Below are 14,873 nucleotides of genomic sequence, written 5' to 3' on the forward strand. Positions count from 1 at the left end.
CCAAGGGCAAGGTCGAACGGCCATTCCGCACCGTGAAGGATGCGCACGAGACGCTCTACCATTTCCATGAACCCGAGACCGAAGCGGAGGCGAACCGCTGGCTTGCGCGCTTCATCGCCACCTACAACCGCGGCGACCATCGCTCCGAGCCGCATTCGCGCATCGACGACGCCTGGTTCTCAACCGAGCGCACGGGAACGAAGCGCTGGCCCGGACGCCCCGCCGCCTCGCAGATCGCCGCCGCGTCGGCTGCGTCGTTCTTGTTGCGCCGGACATAGGGCTTCACGTGCGCCGGCGGAATGAGCTTCACGGCGAAGCCGAGATCCAGCAGTTGCCGACCCCAGTGATGCGCCGAGGAGCAGGCCTCCATCGCCACGACGCACCGCGGAAGCGCGTCGAAAAACTTCAAAAGCGTTCGGCGATTGACCGAGCGAGCAATGACAACCTTACCCGTCGCATCGACCGCGTGAACACGAAAGACCCTCTTGGCCAGATCGAGCCCGACGCGCGTGACACCCGATGTATCGATGATAGACTTGCCCATCGACGGCCTCCTTCCAGATGGCGCCTTCAACAACCACCATCTTGGCACGCTTGATGCCGTTCGGGGCGCCGTCCACCTCATCAGCAAAGAGGCGGATATGACGCGTTCGCAGAGGTGTCAGCGATTGGCCGCTCTTTGCGCAGTCCGGCCATCGACATGTCATTTTCGGATGGCCGGTCTCCCGACCTTTGTCAGGTCTCGGCGGCGCGCCGCTCGCAGTCCGCGATCGCCTTGCCCATCAGGCGACGGACCTCGTCCTCGTCGCTGACGCAGGCGAAGCGGGGGAGCGCGCCGACCTTTGCGAAGCGCTCATAGAGATAGGAGCCCGCCGGCGGGCAGGTGGAAAAGTCGTAGCCGCTCCAGCGGATCGCCTCGCTCCAGAGATGGAGGAAGGTCGCGCCTTCGACTGTCTCAGCGACCTCGTCGCGAAAGGCCGGAAGAAATGGCTTCCAGAACTGCTCGGGCTCGACGGGGTAGCAGACCTGCGGGTCGAGCGCCCGGCCGTAGAGGCCGTGCTTCTCCAAGACCGGCGTCAGCAGGAACGGCCCGAGCGCGCCCCAGCGTCCGTCGGCGTCGGCTGCGGCTTCGGCGGTCGCGACGAGTTCCGCCAGCGCCGGGTCGGAGGGCGGCAGCTTGAGCACGGCGTTGTTGACCAAAAGCGTGCTGACGGCGTCCGCCTGCCGGCCATAGATGTACGCCTCTTTCGCAAATCCCGGCCGCTTCAGGCAGACGAGGTCGGTGTCCACCCAGCACAAGGCCGTCTCGCGGATCATGAGATACCGGAACATGTCGGCGAAGGTGGCGATCGAGGGCTTGCCGTCGGCGAGGTAGCGCCAGACGAGCGTCTCGTCCGGGCAGATTTTTCGCGCGTCCATCAGGCGGACGCCCGGGGGAACTTCGAGGCCACGGTCGTAGCTGTAGAGGCCGAGGCGCGCGCCCTCCTCGGGGAAGGACGCAAGGCAGGCCCAGGCGAAGGCATTTAGCGCGCCGCCGTGCCAGAAGGAGGCGAATTCGCCGTCCGGGATCAGTTCCAAGCTCGACCTCATTTCTTAGACCTCGTGCCTCAAGGAGCCCACGAAGCGGGCGTCTCGAAGGACGGGATCATAGGGCGGGGGGGGCCAGCGAGCGTCCTTCGAGACGCGCCGCCTGCGGCGCCGCTCCTCAGGACGAGGTTCTTTGCTCTATTCGATCCGCGCCAGAACGTTGCGGCCCGCCTCTTCCCAATCGTCGAAGAACGTCTCGGTCGTGAGATCGCCGCGCGCGACAAATTCGCAGTAGATGTCGAAGATCCAGCTGGCGTGGACGTCGTCCAGCAGAAGGTGCCGGCCCTTCTGGCCCTGCGCCATGCGGACGCAGTGCGTCATGTCCGAGAGGCAGACCTCGTCCGTGTGGCCGCCGTCGACATGGAAGAGATCGAAGCCGACGTCGCTGCGGTCGGTGAGCCAGGGCAAAACCTCGCGGGAATCGCCGGGATAAAGATGAACGCGGCCGGGAAACTCGCCCTTCAGGAAATCCACGCATTGGACCGTGTAGCTGTGAGCGAGAATGTCCACGCCGTAATATTCGAGCTTCGGATTGGCCGACAGCGCGAGCAGCGCGCTGTGCCCGGCGTTGACGCCGACCTCCAGGAGCCGCTGCTTGAACCGGACCGCTCGCCACACGTTGCGGCGCGCCGGCGCGAGGGCGGCGGCGGGCGGCTTGCCGACGAAATTCCGGTCGAGGTCCGGATAGAAGATGTTGCCTTCCAAAACCTCGCCCGAACGCTCGACGACGGCGTTCAGGCGGGTGAGCCGGTCGCGGAAGGCGGCCGAAAGCGTCTCGTCGAGCGTATCGCGCGCGATGGTGTAGTCGGGGATCTCCGAGGCCGGCGCGGGCTTGCCTGGGATCAGTCTGCGTCCGTTCATGAGGCGAGGCGTCCGCCGGTTTTCGCGTTCGAGGCGCGGGTCTAAGCGAAATTGTCGCGCCTGAACAGGGCCTGCGTTGGCTCCGCTCGGCTTGAACGGACGGGCGCAGGCAACTACGGTGTCGCGCCGTAGCGGGCTTGGGAGGCTTTCCGTGGATTCGATTCTGTTCGCCGTCGGCGTGGCGGTGCTGGCGTTCGCCGCAGGCATGTTGGGCCTCAAGCTGCACGTCTGGCTGCCCGAAAAGCACGCTCCCGACCGAGCCCGCGAGATGATCGGCGCGATGACCGGCATGCTGAGTCTTCTCTTGGCCCTCGTGCTCGGGACGCTGGTCGGCTCCGCCTACACGGTCTACGCGACGCAGAAGGCGGAGCTCGAGACGTTAGCCGCCCGAACCTTGCAACTCGACTCGTCGCTGGAGGCTTTTGGACCGGAGGCGCAGCCGGGCCGCGACGGCCTCCGAAAAGCGATCACGCAAAGCTACAACAGGATCTGGGGCGGGGGCGGCGCCGACCTCTCCGGGATGGACGTCAAATCCGTCGTGGCCGGGAGCAAGATTCTCGATCAGTTCCTGATGTCGCTGACGCCGAAGACCGACGCCCAGAAACAGGTGCTCGCGACGGCCAATGCAGCGGCGAACCAAATCGAGCAGACGAGGGTCCTGATGATGCTGCAACTCGCCGGCGGCATATCCTGGCCGCTGCTTGCGATCGTCGTTTGCTGGTCGCTGCTTCTCTTCTGTGGTTATGGGCTGGTCTCGCCGGTCAACGCCACGGTCGTCACGGCGCTGGCGCTCGGCGCGATCGCCGTCGCCAGCGCGCTCTTGATCATCATCGAACTGTCGCGCCCGTACTCGGGGTTGTTCCGGCTTCCTCCCGGCGCCATGATCGAGACCCTTCAGGCGCTCGGCTCTTAGACGATCGCATTGGGCTGTCGGAGGTTGGCGCATGCGCGGCTCGTTTCGCATCGAAGGCCATGCGATCGCGTCCGAGGACGGGATGATCGCCGCGGCGAACGGACTGATGCCGGACTCGCTCAAGTTCCCGTCCGACCAGAAGTTGTACGAGCAGGCACTCGATCAGGCGGCGGTGATCGCAAACGGCAGGCTATCGTATGAAGGACAACTGAATTCGCCTCGCCGGAAACGGCTGGTCCTCACGCGAAGCGTCTCCGGGCTCGCGCCGGACCCGAAGAACCCGAACGCGCGGCTCTGGAACCCGGCCGGCGAGTCGCTCGAGGCGGCCTGCGCCGCGCTTGGCGTCACCGGGGGCGAGATCGCCGTCGTCGGCGGTCCGTTCGTCTTCAGCCTGTTTCTCGGGATCGGCTACGACGCCTTTCATTTGAGCCACGCCCCGGGGGTCCGCCTTCCGGGGGGCGTGCCGGTTTTTCATGAGCAGGGGTCGGGGCGCTCGCCCGAGGACGTGCTCGCCGCCGCGGGGCTGAAGCCGGGGCCCGTTCAGAGGCTGGACGACGGGGTGACGATGGTCGAGTGGACGCGCGCCGCCTGAGGCGGCCTTCCGCGCGACCCCGAATAGCGCGGGTGTCTTTGAGGCCGGAAGCGTCTATCTAGGCGTCCATGACCGAGGCATCGCAACCGTCCAGGACCTCTTCCTTCCGCGCGCTCCTTCCGCTCGGCCGATACGGACTGCGCTACAAGGGGCGGGCGCTGGCGGCGCTGGCGGCGCTGATCGTTTCGTCCGTCGCCACGCTCGCCGTGCCTTTCGCGCTGCGGCGCATGATCGACTTCGGCTTCTCGACGGAGAGCGGCGGCGCGATCGACGCCTATTTTCTCGCGATGGCCGCGGTCGTGGTGGTCATCGCGCTCGCGGCGGCGACGCGCTACTATCTCGTGACGACCCTCGGCGAGCGCGTGGTGGCGGACCTTCGCCGGGACGTGTTCGCGCATCTCACCGGTCTCGACGCCGCCTTCTATGACCGCGCGCGCACAGGCGAACTCGTTTCGCGGCTGACGGCGGACACGACCCAGATCAAAGCCGCCTTCGGCGCCTCGGCCTCGATCGCGCTGCGCAATCTCTTCATGTTCGTCGGGGCGACCGCGCTGATGGTCTACACCAGCCCCAAGCTCTCGGCGCTGGTCCTTGTCGCCATTCCCGTGATCGCGGCGCCGCTCATCGCCTCGGGCCGGATTGTTCGCCGCCGGTCCCGCCACGCCCAGGACACGCTCGCCGACGCGACGGCGTTCGCCTCGGAGAGCCTCGGGGCGGTGCGCACCATGCAGGCGTTCGGGGCGCAGGAGTCGAGCGGGGCGCGGTTTGCACGGGCGGTCGAGAGCGCTTACGCCGCCGCCCGCGAAACCGCGGTCACGCGCGCGATCCTGATTGCGGTCGCGGTGTCGCTCGCTTTCTGCAGCGTCGTCTTCGTCCTCTGGCTCGGCGCGCACGACGTCCTGGCCGGGCGGATGACGGCCGGGCTTCTGTCGCAGTTCGTGCTGTTTGCGGTGCTGGCGGCGACGTCGCTCGGCGAGCTGTCGCAGGTGTGGAGCGAGGCCGCGGCGGCCGCGGGGGCGGCCGGCCGCATATCCGAGCTTCTGTCGGTCGCGCCGCGGATCGTCGCGCCGATTAAGCCGCTCGCGATGCCGCCCCCGCGGGGCGCGATCGCCTTCGAGCGGGTGTCTTTCGCCTATGAGGGGGCGCCCGACGCGCGGGTGATCGACGACTTGAGCTTCTCGATCCGCCCCGGCGAGCGGGTCGCGCTCGTCGGCGTCTCGGGCGCAGGCAAGTCGACGGTCTTCCAGCTCGTCATGCGGTTCTACGACTGCCTCGAGGGCAGGGTGCTCGTCGACGGGGTCGACGTGAAGACGGTCGACCCGCGCGACCTACGCGCGCGCATTGCGCCCGTGCCGCAGGACCCGTCGATCTTCGGCGGAACGGTGTCGGAAAACATCGCCTATGGGCGGGAGGACGCGAGCGAGGAGTCGATCGAGGCGGCGGCGCTGCGGGCGGCGGCAGACGGCTTCATCCGCGAGCTCGTCGACGGCTACGCGACGGAGCTCGGCGAACGCGGCGTGACCCTGTCGGGCGGTCAGCGGCAGCGCCTCGCGATTGCGCGGGCGATTCTCAAGGACGCGCCGATTCTCCTGCTCGATGAGGCGACATCGGCGCTCGACGCCCACAACGAGGCGCAGGTGCAGGCCGCTCTCGACGACGTCATGACCGGGCGCACCACCCTCGTGATCGCCCATCGTCTGGCTACGGTCCAGAAGGCCGATCGCATTCTTGTGATGGAGGCGGGCCGAATCGTCGAAGAGGGGACGCACCCCGACCTCGTGGCGAAAGGCGGCGTCTACGCCCGCCTCGCGAACCTTCAGTTCGGGCAGGCGGCGGAGGCGCTACGCGCGTAACAAGCGCGGCCTTGGGCGGCGTAGCCGGCCGTATGCGTCGTTCGTTTAAACGCGAAAGGTTTGCGGCGGCGGATGACGCCTTGACATTCGATCCGATCATCGTGTCATTAGTGCATAACAAACACCGGCCCATGCGTTGCGCGTTGAACGCGTGGGATCAGGTAAGTGTAGTGTAGCGAGCTGGGGAAGCAGCGGCCCTCGACCAGACCCGAGGACTGCCTTGACTCCCGTCGGCGGGCTGGAAAACGGACGAGGGCATGGCGACGACTCGCGTCAGCGTGAGGACGATCGGAATCGACGATCGTGCGGCCGAGGAACGGACCGTTCGCGGCGGCGTCGTGGATCATCTCGTCCTTCTCAAGCCGCGCGTCATGTCGCTGGTCGTCTTCACCGGTGCGGTCGGGTTCGCGCTGGCGCCGGGCGCGATCGACTGGCTGAGGCTCCTCGCGACTCTCTCCGCCATGGCCGCGGGCGCCGGGGCTTGCGGCGCGCTCAACATGTGGTGGGACGCCGATATCGACGCCAACATGGCCAGGACGGCGATGCGCCCGATCCCTCGCGGCCGCGTGCCTCCGCACGAAGCGCTGGGGATCGGCCTCCTGCTGTCGATCGTCTCGGTCGCCGCGCTCGGCCTTCAGGTGAACTGGCTCGCGGCGGCGTTGCTGCTGCTGACCATTGCAATCTACATCCCGCTCTACACGATGGTGCTGAAGCGCAGCACGCCGCTCAACATCGTGATCGGCGGCGCGGCCGGGGCGCTCCCCCCGGTGATCGGATGGGCGGCGGCGACCGGAAGCCTCTCGCCCGGCGCGATCGCGCTTTTCCTGATCATCTTCCTGTGGACGCCGCCGCATTTCTGGGCGTTGGCGATCTGCCGCAGCACGGACTACGAGCGCGTCGGCGTGCCGATGCTGCCGAACGTCGCCGGGCACGTGGCAACCTGCCGGCAGATTCTCGTCTACGCGGTCCTGGTGGCGGCCGCCTCTTATGGCGCGCTGGCCATTCCGGGCGTCGGCCTTCTCTATGCCGGCGTCGCCACGGCCTGCAACGGGGTGTTTCTGTGGCGCGCCGTGGCGCTTTACCGCTTGCGCGCCAAGGACGAGTCCGCGCGGCGGAAGGCCGCGATGGCCCTGTTCGGCTTCTCGATTCTGTACATGTTCCTGCTGTTCGCGACGCTGCTGGCGCAAGTCTGTCTGAGGGGATAGACGCGCCGCGGTAAGGCTCAAACAAACTCGGAGGCGACCGGCCGCAACTTCGGAAAGCGCGGCTGAGACCATCGGCAAGAAGAACAACAAAGACGACAACAACAGGCTAGGCTGGGGTTTACTGATGACGGATCACGCGCACACGGGCGTCGGCGCCGTTCACGCAGGCCATTGGGAAGTCAGCTGGGCGCCGATAGCGATCGCGTTCGGGGCTTTGTTCCTCGTTCCGCTGACCTTCACGAGCTTGCTCGTCTACCATTTGCCGCTGCTGGCGATCCTGTTCGCCGGCGTGGGCGTCGTCCTGACCATGGCCGGGATCGGGCGATGGATCTACGAGGGGGCCACGCAGCAAGGCGTGATCTCCAACGTTTCGCCGGTCGGAATCGGCGTGTTCATCATCGGCGAGGCGCTGATTTTCATCGGCCTGTTCGCCAGCTATTGGGTGTTGCGCCTCGGGACGGGCGTGAATTGGCCGCCGGCTGGCACGCCCGAGTTCAACAAGGTTCTTCCGCTTGCGATGACCGTCCTGCTGGTGGCGTCCAGCTTCACCTACCACATGGCTGAGACCCGCCTGCACAAGGGCGACCGGGGCGGATTCTTCTCTGCTCTCGGGATCACGCTCCTGCTTGGCGCCGCCTTCCTCTCCTGCACGATCTACGAGTATGTCCACCTCTACTCGGAAGGCTTCACCCCCGGGACCAACCAGTACTCCGCGGCCTTCTTCTCGTTGACCGGCTTCCACGCCTCGCACGTCTTTGTGGGCCTCGCGACGTTCCTCGGCGTGGCGTGGGGCGTGGCGCGCAACAAGATCAATCCGCTGTTCGTCATGGTGGCCGGCATCTACTGGCACTTCGTCGACGTGGTCTGGTTCTTCGTCGCATCGCAGGTCTATTTCTGGTGAGATGAAGGACAGGCGGATGGCGCCGGCGATGACGAGACGCAGGGCGGCAATGGCCGCAGCGCTCGCGCTCCCCCTGGTTTGGGGCGCGGGCGGGGCGTCCGCGCAGTACTTCGTCCGCCCGGAGTCGGCGCTGAACCCGGCCGTGCTGCAGATCGACGAACGGGCGGTGCTCGGCCGGGCGATCGATCCAGCGACCGAATTCGTCGACCAGAACGGCCGAACGTTCCGCTGGGGCGATCTGGCCGGCAAGCCCACACTGCTCGTGCTCTCTTACTACACCTGCGACGGCAGCTGCTCGATCATCAATGCGACGCTGCACGAGCTTCTGAAGAAGGTCCGACGCGTCAAGCCGGGCGTCGACTTCAATCTGTTGACGGTCTCGTTCGACCGCCGCGACGATCTCGAATCGACTGGCGCCTTCCGCAAGCATCTCGAACTTGCCGACGATCTCGCCCCGGTCTGGACCTTCGCCACCTTCAAGAACGAGGCCGACCTCAAGGCTCAGACGGCGAAGATCGGCTTCAAGTTCTTCTGGTCGGTGGACGACGGGCTGTTCGTCCATCCGGGCGTCTACCTGTTCTTTTCGCCAAAGGGCGAACTTGCGCGCGTGCTGTATCACCAGGACGTCGACGCCGACGATATCGAGCTTGCGGCGCTCGACGCCCGCGACAACCAGTTCAAGCCGAGCGAGATCGTCGATTATGCGATCAGCTTCTGTTACAGCTACAACTATCACGACGGGAAATATCGTTTGAGCATTCCGATCTTCGTCGGCGTTGGCGCGCTGGCAAGCGGAATACTGACGCTTGCCGGGTCCGCACTCGCCTTCAAGCTGCGCCGGCGGGATCACGCTGGGGAGAGCATGGCATGAGGTTGAACAGGAAGCTCTGGACGGCCGTGGCCGCGCTCGTTTGGGCGGGGCCGAGCTTCGCCTATGAGGATACGGGCGGGATCATCAACCCGACGACGGCGTGGACCGACACCTGGAACGACGTGCTGGTCGATCTCTTCGTCATCGGGGGCCTGTTCGCCGCGGTCGGCGCCTATCTCCTGTGGCGGTACCGCGCAACCGGCCCGGGGCAGGTCGGCACGGCCCCAAAAGTCAATCTCGACATTGCGCTCGCATGGTCTCTCGTGCCGGCGGCGCTGTTCATGGCGGACGACTTCTTCCTTGCCGCCAGAGGCTGGTCCCTTTGGAGCATCCAACGGACAGTGCCCGCCCATTCGATGGAGGTCAATGTCAGCGCTTCGCAATGGTACTTCGAGTTCGATTACGGCAATGGCGTCAAGTCCGACCAGCTTGTCGTGCCGGTCGGCCAACCGATCGTGCTGCGCATGACGGCGACCGACGTTGTCCACTCGTTCGGGCTGATCGAGTACAAGCTGAAGGAAGACATGTTGCCGGGTCGCATAACGCACATCTGGTTCTACCCCGACAAGCCGCTCGAAACGTTCGTCACCTGTGTCGAATTCTGCGGCGACGGCCACTCCCAGATGAACGCGCCAGTCAAGGCTGTTCTGAAGGCCGACTTCGACAAATGGATGGCCGAACAGCTGACCAAGAAAAAGAGCGCCAGTCTCGACGCCCCACGCTCCTCCGCCGCCGCGCCTGCGGCCTCCGCGCTCTAGACATCGACCGAGGGACCCATGACCGCGACAACCCATCTTCCGGCTCACGAGGGGGCTTGCTTCAAGATCAGCGATTGGGTGTTCACCACCGACCACAAGCGGATCGGCGTGCTCTATCTGTTCGGCTCGATGGCGGCGTTCATCGTCGCGGGCCTGATGGCGATCGCCATTCGGCTCACCCAGTACAACGTCATGACCTTGGATGGCCCGGTGAACTATTTCGTCGGCGACTTTTCCAAGAGCCTGACGGTTGCACACGCCTACGACACCGCGCTCTATTTCCACGGCGCGGCGATGATCCTGGCCTTCCTCATTCCGGGCCTGACCGGCTTCGCGGCCAACTATCTCGTGCCACTGATGATCGGCGCGCGCGACGTCGCCTTCCCGCGCATCAATGCGCTGAGCGTCTGGCTGTTCTTGGCCGGCGTCATCATGGCGCTGCTGACCTTCGTCATCGGCGACAAGCCGGACATCATGTGGACGGGCTATCCGCCGTACTCGATCATCTCGCCCGGCAACACGGCGTTCTACGTGTTCACCGTCCACCTGATCGGCTTCTCGTCGATTCTTGGCGCGGTGAATTTTTTGGTGACGATCATCTATATGCGCGCGCCGGGGATGGGCTGGAACCAGCTCAACATGTTCGTCTGGACAATCTTCGCGGCGTTCTGCATTCAGATCGTGTTCGTGCCGGTTTTGGCGTCCGCGGTCACGCTGCTCCTGCTCGACCGCTACGTCGGCATGGGCTTCTTCGATCCGACCCGCGGCGGCGACGTGCTGCTCTACCAGAACCTGTTCTGGTTCTATTCGCACCCGGCCGTGTATGTGATATTCCTGCCGGCGATGGGCCTTTTGTTCGAGGTTATCGCCTGCCAGGCGAAGAACCCGATCTTCAACTACAAGGCCGCCGTCTACGGCGGCATCGGCGGCACTGTCGCGATGACCGGCGAGGTGTGGGTGCACCACCTTTACATCTCCGGCATGCCGGACTGGATCCGCATCGGCATGATGGTGACGACGCTCCTGATCTCGGTGCCGGTCGGCCTGATGGTCATCTCGATGTTTCTGACGCTCTACAAGGGCGCGATCACCTTCAACGTGGCCATGTACTACGCGGTCGCCTGCATGTTCCTCATTCTGGTCGGGGGCCTCACCGGCATTCCCCTCGCCGTCACCTCGTTGACAGTGAATTTGGCGCGCACGAGCTACGTGCACGCGCACTTCCACTTCATCATGGGGCTGATGGCGACCTACGCTCTGTTCGCCGCGATCTACTTCTGGTTCCCGAAGCTGACCGGGCGCTCGGCCGACCTGCCGATCGCCAAGGCAGCCTTCTGGCTCAACCTGATCGGGACGCAGGTGACCTTCTGGCCACTGTTCATCATCGGCGTGCAGGGCATGCCGCGCCGCTACTATAGCTACCCGTTGTTCCCGCAGTTCGAGGCCTATCATCACATCGCAACCTACGGGGCCTTCATCAGCGCCGCCGGCATCACACTGATGATCATCGGCTGGATCTACGCGGCGATCCACGGCCCTGTGGTCGGCACGAACCCATGGGGGTCGAAATCGCTCGAGTGGACCCATACGACGAGCCCGCCCGGCCCCGGCAACTTCCTGAAGCCCGTCGTGGTCGGACCCGACTGGACGCCTTACGACTACCACTGACCGGCGCTGAGCTAAAAAGATGCGCCCTCCGCGCCCGTCGCGGAGGGCTTTCTGTTCATAAAATCCGGAACATCAGCCGATGAACGATCCCTTCGCCCCGGAGCCCAAGCCCGAGCGCAGGCCGATGCGGGGCAAGTGGGTCCTGCTTGCTTTTCTCGCCGCGCTCGCCGCTTTCATGTATGTGAGCATCATGGTCAAGATCATCAAATACGGACCTTGAGGCGGATGATCGCTGTTCACGATCTCACGCACGTGCTCGCCGTCCTGAATGCGGCGACGATCGTCGTGCTCATTTACGCTTACAGCCGCATCCGCGCTCAGGATCGCGACGGGCACCGGCGCGCCATGATGGTGGCGATCGCCATCGGCGCCGCCTTTCTGGCGGTCTATTTTGTGTATCACGCGTTCGCGGGCCTGGCGAAATTCGGCGGCGAAGGCCCGATCCGGCCGATCTATTTCACCTTGCTGGCGGTTCACGTCGTCATGGCTTTGCTGGTCGCCGCTCTCGTGCCGATCACGGTCTACAATGCGCTCAAGGGCCGTTTCGCCGTTCACCGCCGCTTCGCGCGGGTGACCTATCCGTCGTGGCTGTTCGTCGCCGCCTCGGGGCTCGTCGTCTATGTGATGGCGGTCCATCTCTATCCCTTGCCGGGCTGAGCCGATGAGCGGGGCCGTCCAATCCGCTTCCGGGCCGTCCGCGTTCGCGCGCACTTCCCGCACGGCCGGCGCCCTCGCGGGCGAACTCAGCGGGTGGGCGTGGATCGCGGTCGGCGCGCTGGCGCTCGCCGGAGTCTTCGCCCTGCTGCTGGCGCTGTCGCGGGTGCCCGGCATGGATAAGGCGCCGCTGTGGCCGATCGGCTTCTTCTACAAGGGCCTCGTCATCCACGTCATCTTCTCGCTGGTCATCTGGCTTCTCGGCGTGTTTGCCTTTCTGGCGACCGTCGCGACCCGCGAGGCCGCGGGAGACCAGGTGCGCGCACAGGCCTTTGGGCGGGTCGGGCAGGGGATCGCGCTGATCGCCTTTCCCTGCCTGTTCGCGCCGGCCTTCCTCGACCAGGCCCAGCCGGAGCTGACCAACTACGTTCCGCTCCTCCGCCATCCCCTCTACGATCTCGGGCTCATTTTGCTGGCGCTCGGGGTGCTCGCGCCGCTCGTCCGGCTGTTCGTCAACCTGCCCGGAAGACGGCCCCTGCCGGCGCTGACGCTGGCGATGGCGCTCGCCGGCTTCGTCTTCGTCCTGGCGCTCGTTTCGTTCATCGTGGCTGGAATCCTGCTCGCGCGGGAGGACCCGCTCTTGACGGACCGGGAGGCTCTGTTCTGGGGCGGCGGGCACCTCCTGCAGTTCGTCTACGCGATCCTGCTCGTGACCAACTGGCGCATTCTCGCGCTCAGGAGCCTCGGGCAAAAGGCCGTGGACGACGACATCTTCCGCCTCGCCGTCTGGATCATCGCCATCTTCGCCATTCCCGGGCCGATGTTCTACCGGGTTTTCGAACCGTTCTCCGACAAGCAGCACGACGCCTTCCGCCTGCTGCAGTTCGGCCTCGCGCTGCCGATGCTGGTCTTCGCGATCGCCCTCTTCGCCAATGCGCGCGCGGCGCTCGGGCCGCAGCGCTGGCCCTGGCGCGATCCGGGCTTCTTCACCCTCGCCGCCTCGCTCGCGCTCTTCGCGCTCGGCGGGATCATGGGCCTGCTGATCTCCGGCTCGGATACGCGCACGCCGGCGCATTATCACGCCGTTGTCACCGCGGTCAGCGTGTCGAGCGCAGGGATGCTGCTCACTTTCGGCCTCGACGAGCTCGGGCTCAGGCCGGTGTCGGCGCGCGCGACCCGCTGGCTGATCGGGCTCTACGCTGGCGGCCAGTTTGTCGCCTCGATCGGCATGTTCGTCGCCGGCGGCTACGGCGCGCTGCGCAAAACTCCGACCGGGGTCGGCTCGCTCGACCCCGTGGCCGCGGCCGGCATGGCGGTGCACGGGATCGCGTCCATCGTCACCATTCTCGGCGGGGCGGCCTTCGTCGTGATCGCCATCCGGGCGCTCGCTCGGCCGAAGACCGCAGGCGCCGCGCCATGACCGCGACGGCTGCGGCGCCCGCTGGCAGGAAAACCGAGTGGGCGGCGCTCGCCGGCCTGTTCCTGATCGGCCTCGGGATCCTGGTCATCCTCGAGGCGAGGCGGACCTCGGCGCCGCCCGACCTCGTCGAAATCCTCCACAAGGAGCCGGCGAAGCTCAGTCCGTTCGTCGACGCGTCCGGTGAGCCGGTTTCGCTCGACTCGTTCCGCGGAAAAACGGTCGTGCTCAACCTTTGGGCGCCGTGGTGCGTCCCATGCCTTCAGGAGATGCCGTCGCTCGACCGGCTCGCGGCGCGCCTGCCGGAAGACTTCGCCGTAGTCGCGGTGACCAAGGACCCGGTCGGCGACTCGCCCTCCCAAAAAGCTTTTGGGAAAATGGGGTTGAAGCGCCTGACGCTCTTCCTCGACCCGGACGGAAAGCTCGAGCCGGAAATCGGCGCCCGCGGCTTTCCGACCACGCTGATCCTCGGGCCGGACGGCGCCCCGCTCGCCTACCGCGAGGGGGCGGCGGAGTGGGACAGCGACGCCATGGTCGCGCGGCTCGAGGCGCTGGCCGGGCGGTCGAAGCCGGTCCAATAGACGAGACAGTTCAGTTAAAGCGAGCCGCCGGCGGCCGGGCGAAATTTGGATTTCCTCGGCGCTCCGCCGGCCAACCTCAGGCGTCCGCGAATCTCCAGGTTTTGAAGGTTGGATTTCCTTGGAATTCCTTGGATTCTCTCGACCGAAACGGGCCTTTTCAATGGGTTACGCGCGAACCCGGTCGATTTTTATTTCCCGACTCGCCTGTCCCCTCCAAAAAGAAATTCGCCCCGTAAAGAGCCACCGAATCCGCTGACGCCCTTCGGCCTTCGCATGAGGCGATCCTAATGAGTCTTCTGAGAAGCCGCAAGAAAAAGTTGATCCGCGCGAAAAAAGAGACGGATATCCGATCCGTCGGTCGCGACGGCTCCCAAAGGCGTCGGACTGGGACAGCGACGCTTGGTCGCGAAGCTCAAAAGCCCGCGACGCGATCGCGGCCGACCAGCCGGTGGTCGAAATCAAACGCTTGGCGTCCGACTGGAATGGCAGGAATGCGCAAATAGCTGCCGTTCCCCAACGGCTTTGTGAACGGGACATATCCGCCCCTTGCTGATGAGGTGGACGGCGCCCCGAACGGCATCACGCGTGCCAAGATGGTCGTCGTTGAAAGCGCCATCTGGAAGGGAGCCGTCCGTGGGGAAGTCTATCATCGATACCTCGTCTGTCACGCGCGTCGGGCTTGATCTGGCCAAGAGGGTCTTCCGCATTCACGCGGTCGACGCGACGGGCTCCGTCGTCATTGCCCGCTCGGTCAATCGCCGAACGCTTTTGAAGTTTTTCGACACGTTGCCGCGGTGCGTGGTGGCGATGGAGGCCTGCTCCTCGGCGCATCACTGGGGGCGGCAATTGCTGGAACTCGGCTTTGCGGTGAGGCTCATCCCGCCCGCGCACGTGAAGCCCTATGTCCGGCGCAACAAGAACGACGCAGCCGACGCGGCGGCGATTTGCGAGGCGGCAGGGCGTCCGGGCGAGCGCTTCGTTCCCGTGCGCTCTGTGGAGAACCAGGCGGCGC

The 14,873-nt window shown here is 65.7% G+C and carries 16 protein-coding genes and 1 pseudogene; 14 read left to right on the forward strand and 3 right to left on the reverse strand.

Annotated elements, in window-relative coordinates:
* Nucleotides 1-170 (forward strand): annotated as a pseudogene (locus tag ACLP25_RS08350) (IS481 family transposase); the annotation flags it as partial.
* On the opposite strand, the gene ACLP25_RS08355 reads toward ACLP25_RS08350, so the two are convergent.
* From ACLP25_RS08355 to ACLP25_RS08365, 3 genes are all read right to left on the reverse strand, one after another.
* Entirely contained in the window at nt 122-625 is a 504-nt protein-coding gene (locus ACLP25_RS08355) for an IS110 family transposase (protein WP_442468747.1), read from the reverse strand. The pseudogene ACLP25_RS08350 and the gene ACLP25_RS08355 sit on opposite strands and share 49 nt — an antisense overlap.
* Before the next feature lie 110 nt (nt 626-735).
* Complete coding sequence (locus ACLP25_RS08360) at nt 736-1,590, reverse strand: hypothetical protein (RefSeq protein ID WP_442468748.1); 855 nt, start codon at nt 1,588-1,590, stop codon at nt 736-738.
* 135 nt (nt 1,591-1,725) lie between these two features.
* Nucleotides 1,726-2,448: a class I SAM-dependent methyltransferase gene (locus ACLP25_RS08365; RefSeq protein ID WP_442468749.1), complete on the reverse strand. Its 723-nt coding sequence runs from the start codon at nt 2,446-2,448 to the stop codon at nt 1,726-1,728.
* 151 nt (nt 2,449-2,599) lie between these two features.
* On the opposite strand from ACLP25_RS08365, the gene ACLP25_RS08370 reads away from it, so the two are divergent.
* From ACLP25_RS08370 to ACLP25_RS08430, 13 genes are all read left to right on the forward strand, one after another.
* Nucleotides 2,600-3,361 (forward strand): bestrophin-like domain, encoded by a 762-nt coding sequence (locus tag ACLP25_RS08370; RefSeq protein ID WP_442468750.1) that lies wholly within the window; start codon nt 2,600-2,602, stop codon nt 3,359-3,361.
* Between the two features lie 31 nt (nt 3,362-3,392).
* A complete protein-coding gene (locus ACLP25_RS08375) occupies nt 3,393-3,953 on the forward strand; it encodes a dihydrofolate reductase family protein (protein WP_442468751.1) in 561 nt (186 codons plus the stop codon).
* Nucleotides 3,954-4,021: 68 nt separating this feature from the next.
* The gene (locus ACLP25_RS08380) at nt 4,022-5,806 is read left to right on the forward strand and encodes an ABC transporter transmembrane domain-containing protein (RefSeq protein ID WP_442468752.1); all 1,785 of its coding nucleotides are present in this window, start codon (nt 4,022-4,024) and stop codon (nt 5,804-5,806) included.
* Between the two features lie 257 nt (nt 5,807-6,063).
* Entirely contained in the window at nt 6,064-7,011 is a 948-nt protein-coding gene (locus tag ACLP25_RS08385) for a heme o synthase (RefSeq protein WP_442468753.1), read from the forward strand.
* A 124-nt stretch (nt 7,012-7,135) separates the two neighbouring features.
* Complete coding sequence (locus ACLP25_RS08390; RefSeq protein ID WP_442468754.1) at nt 7,136-7,912, forward strand: cytochrome c oxidase subunit 3; 777 nt, start codon at nt 7,136-7,138, stop codon at nt 7,910-7,912.
* Between the two features lie 28 nt (nt 7,913-7,940).
* Nucleotides 7,941-8,783: an SCO family protein gene (locus ACLP25_RS08395; RefSeq protein ID WP_442468755.1), complete on the forward strand. Its 843-nt coding sequence runs from the start codon at nt 7,941-7,943 to the stop codon at nt 8,781-8,783.
* A complete protein-coding gene (locus ACLP25_RS08400) occupies nt 8,780-9,541 on the forward strand; it encodes a cytochrome c oxidase subunit II (protein WP_442468756.1) in 762 nt (253 codons plus the stop codon). Before ACLP25_RS08395 ends, ACLP25_RS08400 begins: the two co-directional genes overlap by 4 nt.
* 18 nt (nt 9,542-9,559) lie before the next feature.
* Nucleotides 9,560-11,209, forward strand: coding sequence for a cytochrome c oxidase subunit I (locus ACLP25_RS08405; RefSeq protein ID WP_442468757.1), 1,650 nt, complete (start codon nt 9,560-9,562; stop codon nt 11,207-11,209).
* Between the two features lie 79 nt (nt 11,210-11,288).
* Nucleotides 11,289-11,429, forward strand: coding sequence for a hypothetical protein (locus ACLP25_RS08410; protein WP_442468758.1), 141 nt, complete (start codon nt 11,289-11,291; stop codon nt 11,427-11,429).
* 5 nt (nt 11,430-11,434) lie between these two features.
* Entirely contained in the window at nt 11,435-11,866 is a 432-nt protein-coding gene (locus ACLP25_RS08415; protein WP_442468759.1) for a DUF420 domain-containing protein, read from the forward strand.
* Between the two features lie 4 nt (nt 11,867-11,870).
* Nucleotides 11,871-13,283 carry a cbb3-type cytochrome c oxidase subunit I gene (locus ACLP25_RS08420; protein ID WP_442468760.1) on the forward strand — a complete coding sequence of 471 codons (1,413 nt, stop codon included), beginning with the start codon at nt 11,871-11,873 and terminating at the stop codon, nt 13,281-13,283.
* The gene (locus tag ACLP25_RS08425; protein ID WP_442468761.1) at nt 13,280-13,861 is read left to right on the forward strand and encodes a TlpA family protein disulfide reductase; all 582 of its coding nucleotides are present in this window, start codon (nt 13,280-13,282) and stop codon (nt 13,859-13,861) included. The genes ACLP25_RS08420 and ACLP25_RS08425 overlap by 4 nt, the downstream gene beginning before the upstream one ends.
* 648 nt (nt 13,862-14,509) lie before the next feature.
* Nucleotides 14,510-14,873 (forward strand): IS110 family transposase (locus ACLP25_RS08430; protein ID WP_442468762.1); only part of this gene is annotated, 364 nt, incomplete at its 3' end.

The sequence above is a fragment of the Roseiarcus sp. genome, from assembly GCF_052145395.1.
GTDB lineage: Bacteria > Pseudomonadota > Alphaproteobacteria > Rhizobiales > Beijerinckiaceae > Roseiarcus.

Bases quoted from the DNA above. Each gene is read 5' to 3' on its own strand.
- ACLP25_RS08390 (WP_442468754.1), top strand. From the start codon at position 7,136: ATGACGGATCACGCGCACACGGGCGTCGGCGCCGTTCACGCAGGCCAT.
- ACLP25_RS08355 (WP_442468747.1), bottom strand. From the start codon at position 625: ATGAGGTGGACGGCGCCCCGAACGGCATCAAGCGTGCCAAGATGGTGG.
- ACLP25_RS08360 (WP_442468748.1), bottom strand. From the start codon at position 1,590: ATGAGGTCGAGCTTGGAACTGATCCCGGACGGCGAATTCGCCTCCTTC.
- ACLP25_RS08365 (WP_442468749.1), bottom strand. From the start codon at position 2,448: ATGAACGGACGCAGACTGATCCCAGGCAAGCCCGCGCCGGCCTCGGAG.
- ACLP25_RS08420 (WP_442468760.1), top strand. From the start codon at position 11,871: ATGAGCGGGGCCGTCCAATCCGCTTCCGGGCCGTCCGCGTTCGCGCGC.
- ACLP25_RS08375 (WP_442468751.1), top strand. From the start codon at position 3,393: ATGCGCGGCTCGTTTCGCATCGAAGGCCATGCGATCGCGTCCGAGGAC.
- ACLP25_RS08410 (WP_442468758.1), top strand. From the start codon at position 11,289: ATGAACGATCCCTTCGCCCCGGAGCCCAAGCCCGAGCGCAGGCCGATG.
- ACLP25_RS08395 (WP_442468755.1), top strand. From the start codon at position 7,941: ATGACGAGACGCAGGGCGGCAATGGCCGCAGCGCTCGCGCTCCCCCTG.
- ACLP25_RS08380 (WP_442468752.1), top strand. From the start codon at position 4,022: ATGACCGAGGCATCGCAACCGTCCAGGACCTCTTCCTTCCGCGCGCTC.
- ACLP25_RS08385 (WP_442468753.1), top strand. From the start codon at position 6,064: ATGGCGACGACTCGCGTCAGCGTGAGGACGATCGGAATCGACGATCGT.
- ACLP25_RS08405 (WP_442468757.1), top strand. From the start codon at position 9,560: ATGACCGCGACAACCCATCTTCCGGCTCACGAGGGGGCTTGCTTCAAG.
- ACLP25_RS08415 (WP_442468759.1), top strand. From the start codon at position 11,435: ATGATCGCTGTTCACGATCTCACGCACGTGCTCGCCGTCCTGAATGCG.
- ACLP25_RS08425 (WP_442468761.1), top strand. From the start codon at position 13,280: ATGACCGCGACGGCTGCGGCGCCCGCTGGCAGGAAAACCGAGTGGGCG.
- ACLP25_RS08400 (WP_442468756.1), top strand. From the start codon at position 8,780: ATGAGGTTGAACAGGAAGCTCTGGACGGCCGTGGCCGCGCTCGTTTGG.